The 18,297-nt window shown below is 62.5% G+C and carries 15 protein-coding genes; 7 read left to right on the top strand and 8 right to left on the bottom strand.

Annotated features, from left to right (window positions below; all coding sequences use genetic code 11):
* The first annotated feature begins 3 nt into the window (after positions 1-3).
* Entirely contained in the window at positions 4-981 is a 978-nt protein-coding gene (locus AFK65_RS09785; protein ID WP_038857231.1) for an ornithine cyclodeaminase family protein, read from the top strand.
* Here AFK65_RS09785 and AFK65_RS21000 read toward each other — a convergent pair.
* The 3 genes from AFK65_RS21000 to AFK65_RS09770 form a co-directional block, all read right to left on the bottom strand.
* The gene (locus AFK65_RS21000; protein WP_071602517.1) at positions 978-2,591 is read right to left on the bottom strand and encodes a dipeptide ABC transporter ATP-binding protein; all 1,614 of its coding nucleotides are present in this window, start codon (positions 2,589-2,591) and stop codon (positions 978-980) included. The genes AFK65_RS09785 and AFK65_RS21000 overlap by 4 nt on opposite strands.
* Before the next feature lie 75 nt (positions 2,592-2,666).
* Complete coding sequence (locus tag AFK65_RS09775; protein WP_038857232.1) at positions 2,667-3,707, bottom strand: NADP-dependent oxidoreductase; 1,041 nt, start codon at positions 3,705-3,707, stop codon at positions 2,667-2,669.
* Between the two features lie 49 nt (positions 3,708-3,756).
* Positions 3,757-4,332 carry a helix-turn-helix domain-containing protein gene (locus AFK65_RS09770; protein WP_007697725.1) on the bottom strand — a complete coding sequence of 192 codons (576 nt, stop codon included), beginning with the start codon at positions 4,330-4,332 and terminating at the stop codon, positions 3,757-3,759.
* 38 nt (positions 4,333-4,370) lie between these two features.
* Here AFK65_RS09770 and AFK65_RS09765 point away from each other — a divergent pair, with 38 nt between their 5' ends.
* Complete coding sequence (locus AFK65_RS09765) at positions 4,371-4,886, top strand: GNAT family N-acetyltransferase (protein WP_007697721.1); 516 nt, start codon at positions 4,371-4,373, stop codon at positions 4,884-4,886.
* A complete protein-coding gene (locus AFK65_RS09760; RefSeq protein WP_007697718.1) occupies positions 4,886-5,335 on the top strand; it encodes a DMT family transporter in 450 nt (149 codons plus the stop codon). Before AFK65_RS09765 ends, AFK65_RS09760 begins: the two co-directional genes overlap by 1 nt.
* Positions 5,336-5,338: 3 nt before the next feature.
* On the opposite strand, the gene AFK65_RS09755 is transcribed toward AFK65_RS09760, so the two are convergent.
* Genes AFK65_RS09755 through AFK65_RS09745 form a run of 3 tightly spaced genes read right to left on the bottom strand, consistent with a single transcriptional unit; the run spans position 5,339 to position 8,128 of the window.
* Positions 5,339-6,223 (bottom strand): NAD(P)-dependent oxidoreductase, encoded by an 885-nt coding sequence (locus tag AFK65_RS09755; protein WP_007697715.1) that lies wholly within the window; start codon positions 6,221-6,223, stop codon positions 5,339-5,341.
* A gap of 16 nt (positions 6,224-6,239) precedes the next feature.
* Complete coding sequence (locus tag AFK65_RS09750) at positions 6,240-6,485, bottom strand: DUF2526 family protein (protein WP_007697712.1); 246 nt, start codon at positions 6,483-6,485, stop codon at positions 6,240-6,242.
* A 47-nt stretch (positions 6,486-6,532) separates the two neighbouring features.
* Entirely contained in the window at positions 6,533-8,128 is a 1,596-nt protein-coding gene (locus AFK65_RS09745; RefSeq protein ID WP_007697708.1) for an ABC transporter substrate-binding protein, read from the bottom strand.
* 313 nt (positions 8,129-8,441) lie between these two features.
* Between AFK65_RS09745 and AFK65_RS09740 the strand changes: the two genes are divergently transcribed.
* Genes AFK65_RS09740 through AFK65_RS09730 form a run of 3 tightly spaced genes read left to right on the top strand, consistent with a single transcriptional unit; the run spans position 8,442 to position 15,052 of the window.
* Positions 8,442-9,866, top strand: coding sequence for an SrfA family protein (locus AFK65_RS09740; RefSeq protein WP_038857235.1), 1,425 nt, complete (start codon positions 8,442-8,444; stop codon positions 9,864-9,866).
* A gap of 3 nt (positions 9,867-9,869) precedes the next feature.
* Positions 9,870-12,857, top strand: a complete 2,988-nt coding sequence (locus AFK65_RS09735) for a virulence factor SrfB (protein ID WP_038857236.1) — start codon at positions 9,870-9,872, stop codon at positions 12,855-12,857.
* Positions 12,854-15,052, top strand: coding sequence for a virulence factor SrfC family protein (locus AFK65_RS09730; RefSeq protein ID WP_038857238.1), 2,199 nt, complete (start codon positions 12,854-12,856; stop codon positions 15,050-15,052). The genes AFK65_RS09735 and AFK65_RS09730 overlap by 4 nt, the downstream gene beginning before the upstream one ends.
* 32 nt (positions 15,053-15,084) lie before the next feature.
* Here AFK65_RS09730 and AFK65_RS09725 read toward each other — a convergent pair whose 3' ends face one another.
* Positions 15,085-16,296 carry a putative acyl-CoA thioester hydrolase gene (locus AFK65_RS09725; protein WP_050569308.1) on the bottom strand — a complete coding sequence of 404 codons (1,212 nt, stop codon included), beginning with the start codon at positions 16,294-16,296 and terminating at the stop codon, positions 15,085-15,087.
* A 254-nt stretch (positions 16,297-16,550) separates the two neighbouring features.
* On the opposite strand from AFK65_RS09725, the gene AFK65_RS09720 reads away from it, so the two are divergent.
* Positions 16,551-17,063 carry an anti-virulence regulator CigR family protein gene (locus tag AFK65_RS09720; protein ID WP_007697663.1) on the top strand — a complete coding sequence of 171 codons (513 nt, stop codon included), beginning with the start codon at positions 16,551-16,553 and terminating at the stop codon, positions 17,061-17,063.
* A 45-nt stretch (positions 17,064-17,108) separates the two neighbouring features.
* Here AFK65_RS09720 and AFK65_RS09715 read toward each other — a convergent pair whose 3' ends face one another.
* A complete protein-coding gene (locus AFK65_RS09715) occupies positions 17,109-18,173 on the bottom strand; it encodes a sugar phosphate isomerase/epimerase family protein (RefSeq protein ID WP_007697660.1) in 1,065 nt (354 codons plus the stop codon).
* Positions 18,174-18,297: the final 124 nt, after the last annotated feature.

The following is an 18,297-nucleotide window of genomic DNA, read 5'->3' as shown; positions in this document are numbered from 1 at the left end:
ACCATGCGATTTCTCACCGGCCAGCAGGTGGCGGCGCTCGGCGGGCTTGACCCGCACGCCGCACTCAGTGATGTCACCGACGCTACGCTGCTGATGGCCAGCGGCGACGCCGTCATGCCCGCCGAAACGCACGTTCCGCTCGATACCGCGCCGGGTAAGGTTTACGCCCTGCCCGCGCGCGTCGGCGGGCGGTTTAACGCCACCGGCGTGAAATGGACGGCGCACCGCCCGCAGCCGCAGGACGCGCTTCCGATGGCGCTCACGGTGACCCTCATTAACCGCGCCGACAGCGGCGTGCCGGTGGGGCTGCTGGAGAGCGGCGGACTGACGGCGGTGCGCACTGCCGCGGTCTCGGCGCTCGCCCTGCGCCACGCCGCGCCGCGCGAGGTAAAACGCGTGCTGCTGCTGGGCGCGGGCGTACAGGCGCGCGCGCATGTGGAGATGCTACGCGCGCACTTTCCGGCGCTCTCATGTTTGGGGTTATGGAACCGCACGCCCGCGCGGCTGGAGGAGATGCCCACTGCGACGCCGCCGTTTCCGTGTGACATCTACCGCGATCTGCGTGAGGCGCAGAAACAGCCGTGGGATGCCGTTATCACCTGCACCGGCGCGCAGCAGCCCTTTCTCGGCCCGGAATGGTTCCGTCCGGGGCGGCTTATCATGCAGATTGGCTATCACGAAGTGAGTTTCGCGGCGATACAACGCGCCACGCAGGTGGTGGTGGACGCCTGGGGGGAGTTTCGCCACACCAGCGCCAAAAGCCTCTTCCAGATGTACCGCGCGGGCGAATTTGCCGATGACGGCTGGGCGGCGGATCTCGCCGCGCTCTTAACCGGCGCGTGGCGCCCGATGCCGGACGACTGCGTTTACTTTTCGTCGTTCGGGCTGAACGTGTTTGATATCGCGCTCGCCGCCCGCGTTTTGCAGCGCGCGGAGCAGGAGAACGCCGGCGCCGCGCTACCGCTCTTTGGCCTTTCTTAAGCGCTTTCGCGCAGGCGCAGCGCCTGATGAATATCCGGCGCGCTGTCGATAAGCCGCCGGGTATACGCATGGGCAGGCGTTTGCAGCACCTGGCGCGTCGGTCCCTCTTCCACCACATTCCCGAGGTAGAGCACTAAAACGCGATCGCAGAGCTGGCGTACGGCCTGGAGATCGTGGCTGATAAACAGCACCGACAGCCCAAGCTTGTCGCGAAGTTCCGCCAGCAGGCGCAGGATCTGGCCTCTCACCGGCAAATCGAGCGCCGCCACCGCTTCATCCGCCACCAGCAGTTCCGGCTCCAGCGCCAGCGCGCGGGCGATGGCGATTCGCTGGCGCTGTCCGCCGGAGAACGCCGCCGGACGCCGCTGCGCCCATTCCGGCTTCAGCCCCACCAGCGTCATCAGTTCGCTCACCCGTTCGGCAACCGCCGGGCCGTGGCGCAGCCCGTGCACCCGCAGCGGCTCGGCGAGCTGATCGCCGATGCTCATGCGCGGATCGAGGCTCGCGTAAGGATCCTGAAAAATCATCTGCGCGCGGCGGCGCACGCGTTTCTGTTCCGCGCGGCTCGCCTGCGCCATCTCGATGCCGTCAAAGAAGATAGCCCCGCTGTCTGCCTCGATAAGCCCGATAGCGGCGCGCCCGAGCGTGGTTTTGCCGGAGCCGGATTCGCCGATAAGCCCGACGATTTCGCCGCGCGCCACGCTAAAGGTGGTCGGGTGCAGCACCTGCTGGCGCTCCGCCGGCATAAACGGCAGCCGCGCGCGGCGCGCAAAGCTTTTCACGATGCCCGTCACCTGTAACAGCGGCGTTTCATCGCGCGCCACCACACGCGCCGGCGGCTCCTGCGGTGTTGAAGCCGCAATCAGCCGTCGCGTCCAGTCAGCCTGAGGCGAGGTAAAGAGCGGCTCCACCGGCCCCTGTTCGACAATTTCGCCGCCGTTCATCACGCAGGCGCGATCGGCATAGCGCGCCACCACGCTGAGATCGTGCGTCACCAGCAGCACGCCCATCCCCATCTCCTGCTGGAGATCTTTCAGCAGGCCGAGAATTTGGGCCTGGAGCGTGACGTCCAGTGCCGTGGTGGGTTCATCGGCGATCAGCAGATCCGGTTTGCCGCTAATGGCGCTCGCTATCATGACGCGCTGGCGCATGCCGCCGGAGAGCTGGTGAATATACTGGCGCGCCCGCTTTTCCGGCTCGCCGATGCCGACATGGCCCAGCAGCGCCACCGCCTCGCGCGAGGCCGCTTTCCAGCCGAGCCCGCGATGGCGCACCAGCACTTCGGCTATCTGCTCGCCCACTTTCAGCACCGGGTTCATGCTGCTCATCGGCTCCTGGAAAATCATGGCGATGTGGCGGCCGCGCAGGCCCGCCGGGTATGGCGCATCGGGGAGAATGGGCGTGGTATCGTCAAAGCAGATCTCGCCGCCGCTCTGCCAGACGCCGCGCGGCAAAAGGCCCGTAACGGCAAGCGAGGTGAGCGTTTTACCGCAGCCGGATTCGCCGACCAGCGCGACCATTTCGCGGCGTTCGACGGTCAGACTGACATCACGCAACAGGGTTGCCTGGCGACTTTGCAGGCTAAGATGAGAGAGGGTTAACAGCGGCACAGGCGGCTCCCGACAACAGGCTTTGGTCGAGCATATCGGCAGCCGCCGTGGTTAACAAGTTGTTATTCAGCTGGTTTATGCATCGTCCTGGCCGACGCGGATAACGAGCTTGCCGAAGTTTTTCCCTTCCAGCAGGCCGATAAACGCCTCTGGCGCGTTCTCAAGGCCATCCACAATGTGCTCGCGGTAGTGAATGCGCCCTTCGGAAACCCACTGGCCCATTTCGCGCTGGAACTCTTCGATGCGGTGACCATAATCCTGGTTGATGATAAAGCCCTGCATGCGGATGCGTTTTTTCAGAAGCGTGCCCATCAGCAGCGGCAGGCGATCCGGGCCAGGCGGCAGGTCGGTGGCGTTATAGCCGGAGACCAGACCGCACAGCGGCACCCGCGCGCCGGTATTGAGCAGCGGCATTACGGCGTCGAAAACTTTACCGCCGACGTTTTCATAGTAAACATCGATGCCCTGCGGGCAGGCAGCGGCGAGTTTCTCAGCGAAATCCGGCGCGCGGTGATCGATACACTCGTCAAAGCCCAGATGCTCCACCGCGTAGCGGCATTTCTCTTCGCCGCCCGCCACGCCGACGACGCGACAGCCTTTGATTTTGCCGATCTGCCCGACGCTTGCGCCCACCGGGCCGGTCGCAGCGGCGACCACCAGCGTTTCGCCCGCTTTCGGCGCGCCGATATCCAGCAGGCCCATATAGGCGGTAAATCCTGGCATGCCCAGCACGCCGAGAAACCACGACGGATGCTCAGGCGATTTGCCGAGCGGCGTCAGCTGTTTTGGATCGCAGATCGCGTAATCCTGCCAGCCGCTATAGCCGACCACCCAGTCGCCGGGATGGAAATCGGGGTGGCTCGATTTTTCCACCACGCCAACGGTACCGCCGACCATGACTTCGCCGATTTGCACCGGCGGCGAATAGGACGGCTCGTCGCTCATGCGCCCGCGCATATACGGGTCGAGCGACAGATAGACCGTGCGCACCAGTACCTGGCCTTCTCCCGGCTCGGCGATGGCGTCTTCCTCAAGGCGAAAATTCTCCGCCACCGGTTTACCATGCGGACGGGAGGCCAGCACCCAGCGGCGATTACGGGACGATGGTTGGGTCATGATGTTCTCCTTAGTTTTCAGGGCATCCAGAAAGCGTAGTGCATACACGTCAACTGGCGACGTTATTCAGACGCACGATCAGATAGACGCAGGGCGCGTCGCTCTGATTGATAAAATGGCATTCGTTCGGCGGGCCAAGCTCCAGGCAGTCGCCCTCGCGCATCAGATGGCGGGCTTCGCCTTCGCGAAACACCAGCTCGCCCTGCTGCACCCAGATAAGCTGGCGGGCAAAGGCATAAGCCGAGGCGGGCATCGGGATATCGCTGCCGGCAGGCAGCTCCACCTGAACCATATCCAGCGGCAGATCAGATTTCGGCGAGACGTGGCGGCGCAGATAGTGGCTCTGCGGATCGCGCCACACCGGCTGATCGGCGAAGCGCAGCAGCCGCCCTTCGTTCATCTCCGCGCGGGCGATAAGCGTGGACATGCTCAGCCCCAGCGCGCCGGAGAGCCGTCCTAACAGCGTCGCCGTCGGGCTGCTCTCGCCGCGCTCGATTTTATGGATCATGGCGCGGGAAACCCCGGCGCGCTCGGCGAGTTCGCTCAGCGACCAGCCGCGGGTTTCGCGCTCGACGCGAATGCGCTCACCAATCCGTTGATTTAATGTGTCGATTATATTATTCATAACGTAACATTATAGTGTACGACTGCCGGGGTTCAACCATGCTGATACGCCATGCCACTGCGGACGACTGCGCCGCTATCGCTGAGATTTATAACTATGCGGTGTTGCATACCGCCGCCATCTGGAATGATGCCACGGTCGATACCGAAAACCGCCTCGCCTGGTTTTACCAGCGCGGCAACGCGGGCTACCCGGTGCTGGTGGCGGTTGAAGGCGACGTGGTCGTCGGCTACGCCTCGTTCGGCGACTGGCGCGCGTTTGACGGCTTTCGCCATACCGTTGAACACTCGGTCTATGTGCACCCGGAGCACCACGGCAAAGGCACCGGCAAGGCGCTGATGACGCGACTGATTGTCGAGGCGCGGGCTATCGGCAAGCATGTGATGGTGGCGGGCATTGAGTCGCGCAACGCCGCCTCCATCGCGCTGCATGAAAAACTCGGCTTTACCATCACCGCGCAGATGCCGCAGGTGGGCACCAAATTTGGCCGCTGGCTGGATCTGACGTTTATGCAGCTTCAGCTCGATAACCGCACCGAGCCGGACGCTGTGTGATGAATTCGTCGTTAAGCCTGCTGTTTCTGGCCGCCGCCGGGGCGGGACTCGTGGTGCAGAATATGCTGATGGTGCGCATCACGCAGTCGGCTTCCACCATTCTTATTGCGATGCTGCTCAATTCGCTGGTGGGGATTGTGCTGTTCTGCGCCATTCTGCTGCTGCGTAACGGCTCGGCGGGCTTCAGCGAGCTTATCGCCACCGTGCGCTGGTGGACGCTGTTGCCTGGGCTGCTCGGATCGTTTTTCGTCTTCGCGAGTATTAATGGCTATCAGTATCTGGGCGCGGCCACGACCATTGCGGTGCTGGTCGCAAGCCAGCTGATTGGCGGGTTGCTGTTTGATATCGCGCGCACCAGCGGCCTGACGCTGCGTATGCTGGCCGGGCCGGTGGCGGGCGCGGTGCTGCTGGTGATTGGCGCCTGGCTAGTCGCCAGGCGCACGTTCTGAAGGTTACGCTTTCGGTTTCTGCCCGCTGCGGCGCGCGCTGACGGTCGCCAGCGCCGCCCAGTCAAGCTGTTCATCGCCGTGGGCCAGCGCGTCAAGGTAGTTATCGCGCAGCACCCCTGCGATTCCCATCGGCACGTTTTTGCTCTCGGCGGCCTGCTGCGCGAGACGCACATCTTTCAACCCCAGCTTCATGGTAAACCCGGCAGGCGTATAACGGTCTTCGGCAATCATCGCGCCATAGTTTTTATACGCGGGCGCGGCGAACAGCGTGCTGGTCAGCATACCGAGAAAATCGCCTTTGCCGACGTCATAGGCTTCTACCAGCGCCGACGCTTCGCCCATCGTCTCAATGGCGCTCGCCAGCATAAAGTTCGCCGCCAGCTTCACCGCCGCGGCCTGCGCCGGGCTGTCGCCGAAGGTCCAGGTTTTCTGGCCCAGCACGTCGAAAATCGGCTGCGCTTTCGCAAGCCACTGCGGCTCGCCCGCCGCGAGAATATTCAGATTGCCGGCAGCGGCGACATCCACGCGCCCGAGCACCGGGGCAGCGAGATAGCCGATGTTCCGCTGACGGGTCAGCGCGTCCATCGCCTCAGTAAACGCCACGGAAACGGTCGCCATGTTGATCCACAGCGCGCCCGGCGCGAGCGACGCCAGCGCGCCCTGCTCTACCACCACATTTTCAGTAACCGCGTCATCCGCCAGAATGGTGATTAACACATCGGCGCCGTGAATATCCTTCGGGCTTGCCGCCACCTGCGCGCCGGACGCGCGCAGCGCCTCGGCGGAGGCAGGCGAGCGGTTCCAGACCGTCACCGTAAAGCCCGCTTTAACCAGATTTTCCGCCATCGGCTGGCCCATGCCGCCAAGACCGAGAAAAGCAATATGCATGAGTATTCCTTAAAGTTTATAAAATGGTGCCGCCGCGGGTGAGCTCTGCCAGGCGTTCCGCCGCCTCGCGCTCGCGATCTTCTTTATGCTGGCGGCCATGATGGGCAATCGCGGTGCGCAACTGCTGCTGCAGGTCGTAGCGCTCCTCGCGGCTCAGCTGCGCGTCATCGCTGAGCGCGATCAACAGCTCGTTCATCGGCGCGATGACGTGTTGTTCAATCACCGCGTCAACGCGGCGCTGCATTTCATCACGATGTGACATAAAACCTCCTTAAACGCGTCGCCGCGGCAGGTGCCGCGGCGCAGGGCTTAGTTGATTTTCGCTTTCGAGAAGTCGCTGCCCATCAGGCTTACGCTGTACCCCGTGACGTTGCTGCGGGTCGCGTAGAAGGTGCGGCCGTTGGCGAGCGGCACCCACGGCGCCTGCTGGTAGAAGATCTCCTGCGCCTGCTCATAGAGCTTCGCGCGTTCTTCCGGCGCGCTGACGCGCTTGGCCTGACCGATAAGGTCGGTGTATTTCTTATCGCACCAGCGGGCCGCGTTCGAGCCGCTCTGAATGCTGTCGCAGCTCAGCAGGACATCGGCGAAGTTATCCGGGTCGCCGTTGTCCGACATCCAGCCATACAGCGCGGTGTCGTGCTCGCCCTTGCGAATGCCGGAGAGGTATTCCCCCCACTCGTAGCTGACGATTTTCGCCTTCACGCCCACTTTCGCCCAGTCGCTCTGGATCATCTCGGCGATGCGGCGGGAGTTCGGGTTATACGGGCGCTGCACCGGCATCGACCACAGCGTCGCTTCGAAGCCCTTCTCCAGCCCCGCCTGCTTCAGCAGCGCTTTCGCTTTTTCAGGATCGTAATCGTAGGTTTTCAGGTTTTTATCATAACCGAGCATATTCGGCGGAATGGGTGATTTCGCCACCGTGCCGCTGCCCATAAACACCGCGTTGATGATCGATTTTTTATCGACGGCGTAGTTCAGGGCCTGGCGCACCAGCACGTTGTCGAACGGTTTTTTCTCGGTGTTGAAAGCCAGATAACCGACGTTCAGCGCCTCGACGCTGTGCAGCGTCAGGTTTTTATCGGCTTTGATCGGTTCAAACTGCACCGGGCTCGGCGCCGGGATAATCTGGCACTCGTTGGTTTTCAGCTTGGCGAGGCGCGTCTCGACGTTCGGAGTAATCGAGAAGATCAGATGTTTGGTCGGCACCGCGCCATCCCAGTAGTTCGGGTTGGCGATGTAGCGGATCAGCGAATCGACTTTGTACTGCTGCAGCGCGTACGGGCCGGTGCCGATGGGCCAGTTATCGACGTTCTCCGGCGTGCCTTTTTTCATCATCGCATCGGCATATTCCGCCGAAAGAATAGACGCGAAATCCATCCCCCAGTCGGCCAGGAACGCGGCGTTCGGTTCGCTCAGGGTGAACTGGACGTGGTAATCGTCGAGCTTTTTCACCTCCGTGATGAGCTTATCGAGACCCACATCCTGGAAATATTCGTAATTGCCCTGCGACACCTTATGGTACGGGTGGTTCGGGTCTTTCTGACGCATCACCGAGAAAATCACGTCGTCGGCGTTAAAATCGCGCGTCGGTTTAAAGAATTTATTGCTGTTGAACTTCACGCCCTGACGCAGCGTGAACGTCCAGGTTTTACCGTCCGGGCTGACCTTCCACTCGGTGGCGAGCGACGGCACCGGGGTATTGGTTTTCGGATCGAAATTCACCAGACGGTTATAGAGCACCTGGGAGCTTGCCACGAAGCTTGGGCCGGAACTCGCGATCTGCGGGTTGAAGGACTCCGGCGACGCCTCGGAGCAGTAAATCAGGGTATCGCTGTTCGCCGCGATCGCGCTTGCCGGTAACAGGGCGCTTAACAGCAGCCCGAGCAGTGTTTTTCCTGTCTTCATCTTGTGCCTTTTATTTTACTTTTCAGGAGGAAAGCCATCTCATCACAGCCTGTGCAGACTGGCAAATAACAAAAAACTGTAGCTTTATGCCTTTCCGGTATTTTTCGCCTGAATATCAGCCAATTTTAGATAAAAATGATTTACGCTCCGGTTAAGTCGCGCCATCACAGCGAATTTTTGCTTAAGTCAAGAAAATTCCTAAGATTCAATGACCCGAGAATTTACGCTTTTTCGCGTTTCTTTCACCCTTTGCTTGACCCGTCTATCGTTCAAAGTAGAGCCGTGAAAAAGTTTTTCCAGCAGAGAGAATGACGTGGCAAAAATTCTATTGCGCAGTGGCGACCTTGACGACTTCCAGTCGGTAGGCGAAAACGGTCAGGCGGTTTTCGAGTCTGCACTGCAAATCCGTGAAACCCTTCGCCTGCGCAAACAGCCGCTGGTGGAGTCTCTTGCTATCCCTCAGCTTAACGAAGAGGGCGACCGCGTGGACTGGTATTCGCCGGTCAGCGGCAAAGTAATGGGCTGGGCGTCCGCCAGCAGCGAGGAGCGCGAGCGCGCCCTGCGCTTTCTGGAAAGCGCGCTCTCCAGCGCCCGCGCGCTGAGCAAACGCTGCCTGGAATCGGAAAAGACCGCCCAGCAGCTTTTTGGCGCGCTGCTCGCCAAGGCCGTGCAGTTCCCCGGCGCGAATTTCCTCTATCTGGTGGATGGCAAGCCGGTCATCACCTTCTGGGGCTTCGTGAATTTAAACCAGGGCGCGCGCGATGACGTGCTCGAATGTTTACGCGAAGCCGAGCCTGTCGAGCCGGAAATTATCATGACGCCGCAGGAAGAGCCGGAGCCGGAACCCACGCCGGTGATGATGGCCGAGCCGGACGCGCCGCTGCTGGCTGCGCCGCCTGTCACGCCTGCGCCCGTAGCGCCAGCGCCTGCCGCCCCTGTACACGCGTCTGCCGCCGCGCTGGCGGCTTATGCCGCCGAAGCTGAAGCCGCAACATCGCCTGAAGACGCCGATCCCGCGCCGGTAAACGCGCCGCCGTCGGCCCGCCGTTCGCGCGTACCGCTCTGGACATGGCCGCTTGCCGCCGCCGTCGTCATGGGCGCCGTAGCCGCCCCTGTCACCTGGTATATGTTGCAGCAGAAAGAAGCGGCCGCGCCGACCATTTCGGTCGCGCAAATCAAAGCGCAGGAAATCGCGCCTGCGCCGGTGAAATCGGTCGACGCGTCGCCTGCGGTCTCCGCGGCGCCGGTGGCGCCCGTCGCCTCAACCACGACGCTGCCGCTCGCCGCAGCCCAGGTAACGCCGCCGGCGCCGGTGGTGGAAGAGAAGCCTGTCGTTGCCCCGGCTCCCGTCGATAAAAACGCGCTGGTGATGGACGCGAATCAGGTAAAAGCCGGAACCACCCGTTTCCTGAACGGCACCTGGCGTCTGAGTATCGGCAGCCCGGACCCGCTTACCGGCAAATCGACCTCGATGCGTATCGATATGAAAAACAACAAAGGCATGGCGCGCGTGACGCTTGGCGATAACGTTGTCTGTAAAGCCGAGCTGTTCTCGGGCCTGCACCAGACCGGCGAGCTGATGATCAAGACGCGCGGCAAAGCCCGCTGCAGCGACGGCTCCCGCTACCCGATGCCGGAAATCGCCTGTAAAGCCGGCCCGAATGATGTTGCCGAATGTACCGGTCGCTATGATGAAAAGACCGTTCTGCCCCTGACCATGAAGAAAGTGAGCGCCTGATTTATGCTGGCAAACCTGTGTGATTACAAACAGAGCGTCACCCTGATTGAAAACAGCGGGGTGCAATTTCTTGATTTCGGCCTGACGCCGATTGAAGCGCCCCACGACGGGCGTTTCGTGCGTAAAACCGCTAACGGGCCGCTGCTGCGCCTCGATTATGATATCGCCTCCGGCAAATTCACCCTGCCCGCCCGCCGCGGCGGACAGCCTGAAGTGGTGAAGCCGGAAAGCAGCGTCTCGCTGAGCCAGTCGCTCGCGATGATGGATGGCGTCTGGCTGCCCCTGCCGGTGCTGCGCTTCAACCCGCCGCGCACTTTCGTACAGGGCCCGGACAACTGGGCGCGCGTGCAGATCCGCAAGCTCAGCGAGCCGGACGGCGCGGGCAATACCCACCGCGTGACGCTGGCGTTCGACACGCAAATCCAGACTGATGAAGGCGCAGCATCGCAGCTCGCGCCGGTCGAAAACGACGTGCGCAACGGGACGCGTTTCGCGCTTGCCTGGCGCGACGATGAAGTCGCCGATTTTCTCGACCAGACCTGGGTCGACGGCTGGCTTCGCGAAGCCTTTACCCAGTTTGCTGGCGCGCATGAAGGACGCAGCGAACAGGAGATCCAGCGCGCGCTGAAAGTCTTTGAATATCAGGCCCACTGGCTCAACATGATGTCGCTCCTCGGCAACCAGCTGAGCGTGCCAGAGCTGAAAATCGTCACCGGCACGCTGAGCTCCCAGCCGGTGGCGGTGGATCTGATTCTCGATGTCGGCAACACCCACACCTGCGGTGTGATTATTGAAGATCACGGCGAAGCGAACGACGGCCTGCGCCAGACGATGGAGCTGCAGGTGCGATCGCTTAGCGAGCCGCAGTTTATGAACGCCCTGATGTTCACCAGCCGCCTGGCCTTCGCCGAGGCGCGTTTCGGCAAACAGCATTTTTCGGTGGAGAGCGGGCGCGACGAAGCGTTCGTCTGGCCTTCTATTGTTCGCGTGGGCGACGAAGCGCGCAAACTCGCGATGCAGCGTCTTGGCACCGAGGGCAACAGCGGGATTTCGAGCCCGCGCCGTTACCTGTGGGATGAAACCCCGGCGGCTCAGGAGTGGCGTTTTAACCTGATGACCCCGAAAACCCAGCGCGAGCCGCTGGCGACCGCGGGCCCGCTGATGAACCTGATGAACGACGACGGCGAGCCGCTCTGGCAGTTGCCGCCGGAAGAGCGTCTGCCGGTCTTTTCGCCGCAATACAGCCGCAGCTCCCTGATGACCCATATGCTGTGCGAGCTGCTCGCTCAGGCGGTCTGCCAGATCAACAGCGTCGCCAGCCGCCTGCGCATGGGCAACGCCAGTTCGCCGCGCCAGTTGCGTCAGCTGATCCTGACGCTGCCGTCGGCGATGCCGAAACAGGAGCGCGAGATTTTCCGCCGCCGTATGCAGGAGGCCATCGCGCTGGTCTGGAAAGCGCTGGGCTGGCACCCGCACGACGACGATTTCAGCGCCGAAAAAGGCCAGCGCAAGAGCCGCGTACCGGTGCCTGAGATTCAAATGGAGTGGGATGAAGCGAGCTGCGGCCAGCTGGTGTGGCTCTATAACGAAGCGATGGTGCATTTCGCCGGGCAGACCGAACGCTTTTTCGCAAGCCTCGCCCGCCCCGATCGTGAAACCCCGGCGGGCGCCACGCCGGGTCGTCAGTTGCGCGTCGCCTCGATTGATATTGGCGGCGGCACGACGGATATGGCGATTGCCGAATATCAGCTTGATGACGGCGTCGGCAGCAATGTGAAGATCAGCCCGACGCTGCTGTTCCGCGAAGGCTTTAAAGTGGCGGGCGATGATATTCTGCTGGATGTCATCCAGCGCTGCGTGTTGCCTGCGCTCCAGGAACATCTGCAAAAAGCGGGCGTGGCCGATGCCGCGACGCTGATGTCCACGCTGTTCGGCGATTCCGGCCGCATGGACACTCAGGCAATCCTGCGCCAGCAGACCGCGCTGCAACTCTTTATGCCGCTGGGCCACGCCATACTTTCGGCGTGGGAAAACAGCGATCCGGCCGACACCCAGAGCGGCCTGTACACCACCTTCGGCGAGCTGCTGAAACAGCCGCCGACCCGCAACGTGCATAACTATCTTCACCAGGCGATTGAACACGCGCTGCCCGCCGGCAGCCCGGCGTTTAACGTGCTGGACGTGCCGCTGCAGGTGAGCTTTAGCGAGCTTGAAGAGGCGCTGCATAGCGGGAAGTTCAGCATCTGCGCGCCCATTCAGGCGCTGTGCGAGGCTATCTCCTACTACTGCTGCGATGTCCTGCTGATAACCGGTCGTCCGGGCTGTCTGCCGGGGCTGCAATCGCTGATCCGTCTGCTGCAGCCGGTGCCGGTCAGCCGTATGGTCTGGCTCGATAACTATGAAGTGCATGAATGGTATCCTTTCAGTCAGCACCGCCGCGTGGGCAACCCGAAATCCACCGCCGCCGTAGGCGCGATGTTGTGCAGCCTGGCGCTTGATCTGCGCCTGCCGCGCTTTAACTTCAAAGCCGCGGACATTGGCGCTTACTCCACCGTGCGCTACCTGGGCGTGCTGGATAACGTGGTCAATACGCTGCGCGACGAAAACGTCTGGTATCGCGATATCGACCTCGACGCGCCGGGCGCGAAACTCGACGCCCGCCTGCATTTTCCGCTGCGCGGCAATGTGACGCTCGGCTTCCGCCAGCTCGATAACGCCCGCTGGCCCGCCACGCCGCTTTACACGCTCTCGGTCAACGCGCCGGAGCTGGCGAAAGCCATCGCCGGCGACGGCGTGCTCAATGTGCGCCTGCAACTGACCGGCGACAGCAAACATGAAGCGCCGGAAGGCTTTATGCTCAGCGAAGCCTGGCTTTCCGACGGCACCCGCGTGCCGCCGGAGCAGGTCACGTTTAAACTTAATACTCTGGCTGACCGTCGCAGTTCCGGCAGCCACTACTGGATCGACAGCGGGAGCGTTTATCTGAAATGACAGTTTCTACCCTCATTAACCAGACACTCACTACGCCTGTCGCCCTGACCCGCTGGGTCGAAACCACCCGCGCACATGCGCCGCTGCTCGATGAAGAAGCCGGCCCGCTGCTGGCGCGCCTGAACGCGCTGCGCGCCGGGGCGCAGACGCTCAGCACGCTCGCCGGCGAACCACGCACGCTCGGCCTTTACGGCCATTCCCAGGCGGGCAAAGCCCACCTGCTGGCGACGCTGGCCAATGGCTCGCAGGGCCAGGTGGCCGTCGCGCCCGGCGATAAGCATCTCGACTGGCTGACCCATATCAATCCCGGCCACAGCGCGACCGCGATGGCGGTGCGCTTTACCCGCACGCCGTCTGCGCTGCCGGAGGAGTTCCCGCTGCGCCTGCGGCTTTTCAGCGAGGCGGAGCTCGTGCAGATTTTCCTCGCGCACTACCAGACCAGCGGCCAGGCGCGCGCCGTCAGCGAAGAAGAGCTGCGCCAGCGCTTAACGCAGATGCAAAGCCTCGGCCAGCCGCAGAGCCACCCGGCCATCAGCGCGCCGGATGTCATGACGCTCGCCGCCCGCTGGCGTGAACTGACGCCCGCGCGCCAGCGCGCGCTGAGCGACGACGCATGGCACCAACTTGCAGAGCTGCTGCCCGCGCTGAATCTGCCCGAGCGGGCGCGGCTGTACGCGCTGCTGTGGGGCGATATCGCTGAACTGACGCAGCAGTTTATGACGCTCGCCGAAGGCCTGTTGCTGCTGGGCCATGCCCGCGAAGTGGCCGCGCCGCTGAGCCTGCTGGTCGATAACTTCTCCCTGCCGGTAGAGGGCTTTCTGCTCCCGGCGGGATCCGGCGAAGAGGCGCTGCCTGACGAAGTGCTGGTGCGCGCGCTTGAACAGCAGCAGTTGCAGGGCATGGTCAGCCTGCCGCTGACGACGCTGACGCTGCTGTGCGCCGAGCTGACGCTGCCGCTCGCAACACCTTCTGTACCGGAAGGCGTCGACCTGCTGGATATACCCGGCGCGACGTATCGCCACAACGACAGCCTGAACGCCAGCAAAATCGCGTTTCTGCTCGACTACTACCGCCAGCACCAGCAGCCGGACGTGCTGATGGTCTGTAACGCCGTACAGAGCCGCGCCGACATCGCGCCGGTCGCCCGCACGCTGCTGCGCTGGGTGAACGCCACGCAACCTGCTTCACCGGACGCGCTGCCGGGCCTGGTGTGGGCCATCACGCCGCACGACGCCCGTTTTCTTGATGGTCAGCATCTGGACGAGGGCGTACAGCGTCTGCTCGGCAAGCCGGGCCACACCTGGGGCACCTTACAGGCGCTCGACGGTCGCAACCTGCAACGCCTGACCGAATGGCTGTCGCAGGCGCTAAGCCAGAGCAGCCGCGAGCGCCGTCTGGCGCTGCTGACCGAACAGGCGCAGGCGCAGCCCGCGCTGCTGTTTAGCCGTTATCTGGCCCCGTTGACCGCCGATGCGGCGACGCTGCGGGCCACGGCGGAAAACGGCGTGCGCACGTTGCAGCGTCAGGCCGCGCGTCACGGGGATCTGCTCCAGGCGCTGCTGCCCGACCCGGCCGCGCTGCAGGCGCTGTGTGAAACCGAAGAGCGCCACGAAGAGACGCCGCAGGGGCTGTTCAGCGCCGAGATCGATCTTTTCGGCGAGTCCACTTCCGCGCGTCATGTTGATACCACCTCCGGCGCGTCGCTCGCCCGTCGCGCGCATCGCCTGTGGGTGAACCACGTTCGCCAGTGGATGCAGAACGAGGAACAGGCCGCGCTGCTCGGTATCGACGCCGCCACGCTGCACTGGCTCGGCGACACGCTGATTATCGCGAGCTATCGGCTCGATCTGGCGGCCCGTCTCGAAGCGCTGGCCGCGCACGAAGGGCTTTCCGGCGCGCAGCTGCGCGCTGAGCTTGGCAACTTCGTGAGCTGGCTGGGCTTCGAGCGCATACCGCAGGCGGAGCGACCGGCGAGCCGCGTCAATCCGAACGAGCGGCTGTTCGCCTCCGCCGTCGCGCATGATAAACGCCTCACGCGTCTTGGCGAAAAGCCTGTGCACGCCGCCACCCGTTACGTCTACGACTGGCTGGTGGCGCTTTACACCCGCGCGATTGAAAATATTGGCTACGAGCACCCGCTCGATATCAAACCTGCCGACCGTAAAGCGCTGGCGAAAATCATCGGCCCGCGTTAACCCTCTGCCGCCGGCGTACCCGCGCCGGCGTTTTACCGCGCTTTTTCCTGCGTTCGCCGGTTGTGGTACTCCACCAGACGGTTGTAGCGCACGTCATCACGCACAGCGCCGCGGCTCGCCGCAAACGGGCGTCCGGTGGTGGCCGCCGTGCCCCAGGGGGCTTTCGCATCAAAACCCGCATCGATGCAGGAATCTCGAATAAGCGCCTGCCCATTGGCGGTGCGGCCCGCAAGGTAGCCCGTTTCGCGCGCGCCGTGATCCCAGGCGCGGCCCAGCTTCGCTGACAGGGTTTCGCCAAAATCGCTGTCGGTGGTAAAGCGGCACTGCTGTACGAGAAACCCGAAGGGAACATCATATGGCGTGGACGGCGCCAGCACGTACGCTTCACCCGCGCCGCGTGTGGAGACCGTATGAAAGTGCACGGCTTCAAAAAGCGCGCTTGCCGCACCAAAAACGTAATCGACATCCCCTTCGATATAACAGTCTTTCACCCGGACGCGGCTGATGTACGATGCCTCGCCCTGCGCCGCGCCGCGGCTGTTAAGCCAGAGCGTATCCTGACGGCTGATCAGGCGCAGGCGCTCCAGCTGCGCTCTGTCGCCGTCGGTGCGCAGCGCCACGGCCTGGTGCGCCTGCCCGTCCGCACTGTCCAGCAAGGTATTAACCACGCTCAGGTTCAGCAATTGAAAGTCGTCCGACTGCGCCCATACGACCGCGGACGCGCCGGTGCCGATTTCCGACGCGCCGGACCCGGCGATACGCTGATACGCCGCCCATGCAGGATCGCCCGGCTGAAATTCGCCGCAGGCGTTGACCGCCGCCTGATACTGCTGCGGCGTGAAGCGCGCCTCCAGCGTCAGTTCAAGGCGCACCGCTTCCGGCGCATTTCCGGTGCCGTAAATCGTGATGGGCGGCGCGTTCGCAGGGACATACACCACCCCGCGATAAACGCCGGGCGTAACGGCTATCCAGACGCGCGCCCTGCTGTCTGCGCCATCCACAGCGGCATTCACCGCCTGCTGCACGGTGAAGAATGGCCCGCGCTGCGCATCAACCACCCGCGCGCGCTCAGCGGGCGGGGGCGTTATGCGGACCGGCCGCCAGGGGCCATCCGGCGAATGCAGCCAGCCGCCCCGCGCGAAGAGGTTTTGCGGGGTATAGCGCGCCGCTTCCGAATCCGTCAGCATCGGACGCGGTATGTCTCCCGGCACGATCTCATCAGGGTTGCCTGGTATTTTCGTCATCCTGTTCTCCTGTGCGCCCGGCTTCTCATCTCTGACTCGCTCAACCCGGAATGCCGTTCATTCCTGCGACGCTTACCGCGCTCTCATTAACTGGTTATTTATACAGCCATAATGCCGCCCGGAAACGGCGCAGGCAAACCGGCGTAACAATTTTGCGAGATGTCTTCCGAAGTGTGAAATCCAGGAAAAAGCGCAATCGATTTTTGTTGCCGTTATGCTGAAATAGCGTTGCTCCATCTGACTGAGGAAGGGTTATGAAAACGAAACGTCTGAGCGCGCTGGCGCTCCTGCTTGCGGCTTTTACCGTCTGCGCCACGCCTGCGCTGGCTAATCCTGGCAACGGGAACGGCAACGGAAATGGCAACGGCCATGGCAACAGCGGTAATCATGGCAACGGTAATAAGGGTAACAACGGTAATAGCGCCGGGAATAAAGACCAGGAAAAAGACAAGGGCAACGCATCGGGCCGAAAAAACTACGGCAAACCCGACCATGTGGAGTCAGATATCAGCTTCAGTCGCGCCCGCAGCCTGGCCGTGAATTATGGTCTTACCGGCTATGAATCGCTGCCGCCGGGCATCGCGAAAAACCTCGCGCGCGGTAAACCGCTGCCGCCGGGCATCGCGAAAAAATCGGTACCGGCCAGTATGCTGAACGAACTGCCCTATTATCCGGGCTATGAATGGAAGATGGTTGGCGATGACCTGGTGCTGATTGCGCTCAGCACGGCGCTGGTGACCGCCGTTATCAATAACGTTTTTGACTGATAAACGCTTTCTCATTCCTCAAAGCCGGGCGCAGCGCCCGGCTTTTTATTTGCCGGGGGGTAAACCCAGCATCGCGCGCGCCGCCTCGCGATCGTGTTGTCCGGGCGCGTAATCCTCAAAGTTTTGCTCAGAGACATGAATGATATGTTCGGCGATAAATTCCGCCCCTTCCCGCGCGCCGGTCTCGCCCTCCTTCAGGCAGCACTCCCACTCAAGCGTCGCCCAGCCGGGATAGTCGTAGCGCGCGAGCTTACTGAAGATGGCTTTGAAATCAATTTGCCCGTCGCCAGGCGAGCGAAAACGCCCCGGGCGATCGATCCAGGGTTGATAGCCGCCATATACGCCGCTGTCGGCTGACGGCCGGAACTCCGCGTCTTTGACGTGAAACGCCCTGATGCGCGAATGCCAGCGATCGATAAACCCCAGATAATCCATGTGCTGAAGCAGCATATGGCTCGGATCGTAGAGGATGTGGCAGCGCGGGTGGTTGTCCGTCAGTTCCAGAAACCGCCCGAAAGTGACGCCGTCGTGGAGATCTTCGCCCGGATGCAGTTCAAAGCAGAGATCCACCCCGGCCTCGTCAAAGCTGTGCAGAATCGGCAGCCAGCGGCTCGCCAGCTCGTTAAACGCCTCTTCCACCAGCAGCGGATTATGCGGCGGCCAGGGGTAGAAAAAGGGCCAGGCGAGCGAGCCGGAAAAGGTGGCGTGCGCCGTGAGATTCAGGTTTTGCGAGGCGCGCGCCGCAAGCTTCAGCGTGCTGACCGCCCACTGCTGGCGCGCAACCGGATCGTGGCGCACGGCTTCGGGCGCGAAACCGGCAAAGGCCTGGTCATACGCCGGATGCACCGCCACCAGTTGCCCCTGAAAATGCGTCGACAGCTCGCTGATTCGCAGCCCCATATTACCGAGCGTCTCACGCACCTGCGCGCAGTAATCAAGGCTTTCCGCCGCTTTCGCGAGATCGAAAATATGCGGCAGATGCGTCGGCAGCTGCACCGCTTTATAGCCAAGCCCCGCCGCCCAGGCCGCCAGCGTGTCGAGCTGATTAAACGGCGGACGGTCGCTGATAAATTGCGAAAGAAAAAGAGAAGGTCCCTGTAGCGTTTTCAATCTCGCTCCTTATGCGCCTGCGCGCGAATCGCTGATGCCAGCGTTAAGCATAGCCTGGCGATACATAAGCCTCGCTTATTGTACCTGTTATATATATAACCCTTTGTTTTTACGGATAATAACC

Source organism: Cronobacter universalis NCTC 9529, from assembly GCF_001277175.1.
Lineage (GTDB): Bacteria > Pseudomonadota > Gammaproteobacteria > Enterobacterales > Enterobacteriaceae > Cronobacter > Cronobacter universalis.
Note: the sequence above shows the minus strand (reverse complement) of the source record. Positions and strands in the feature narration are given on the sequence as shown.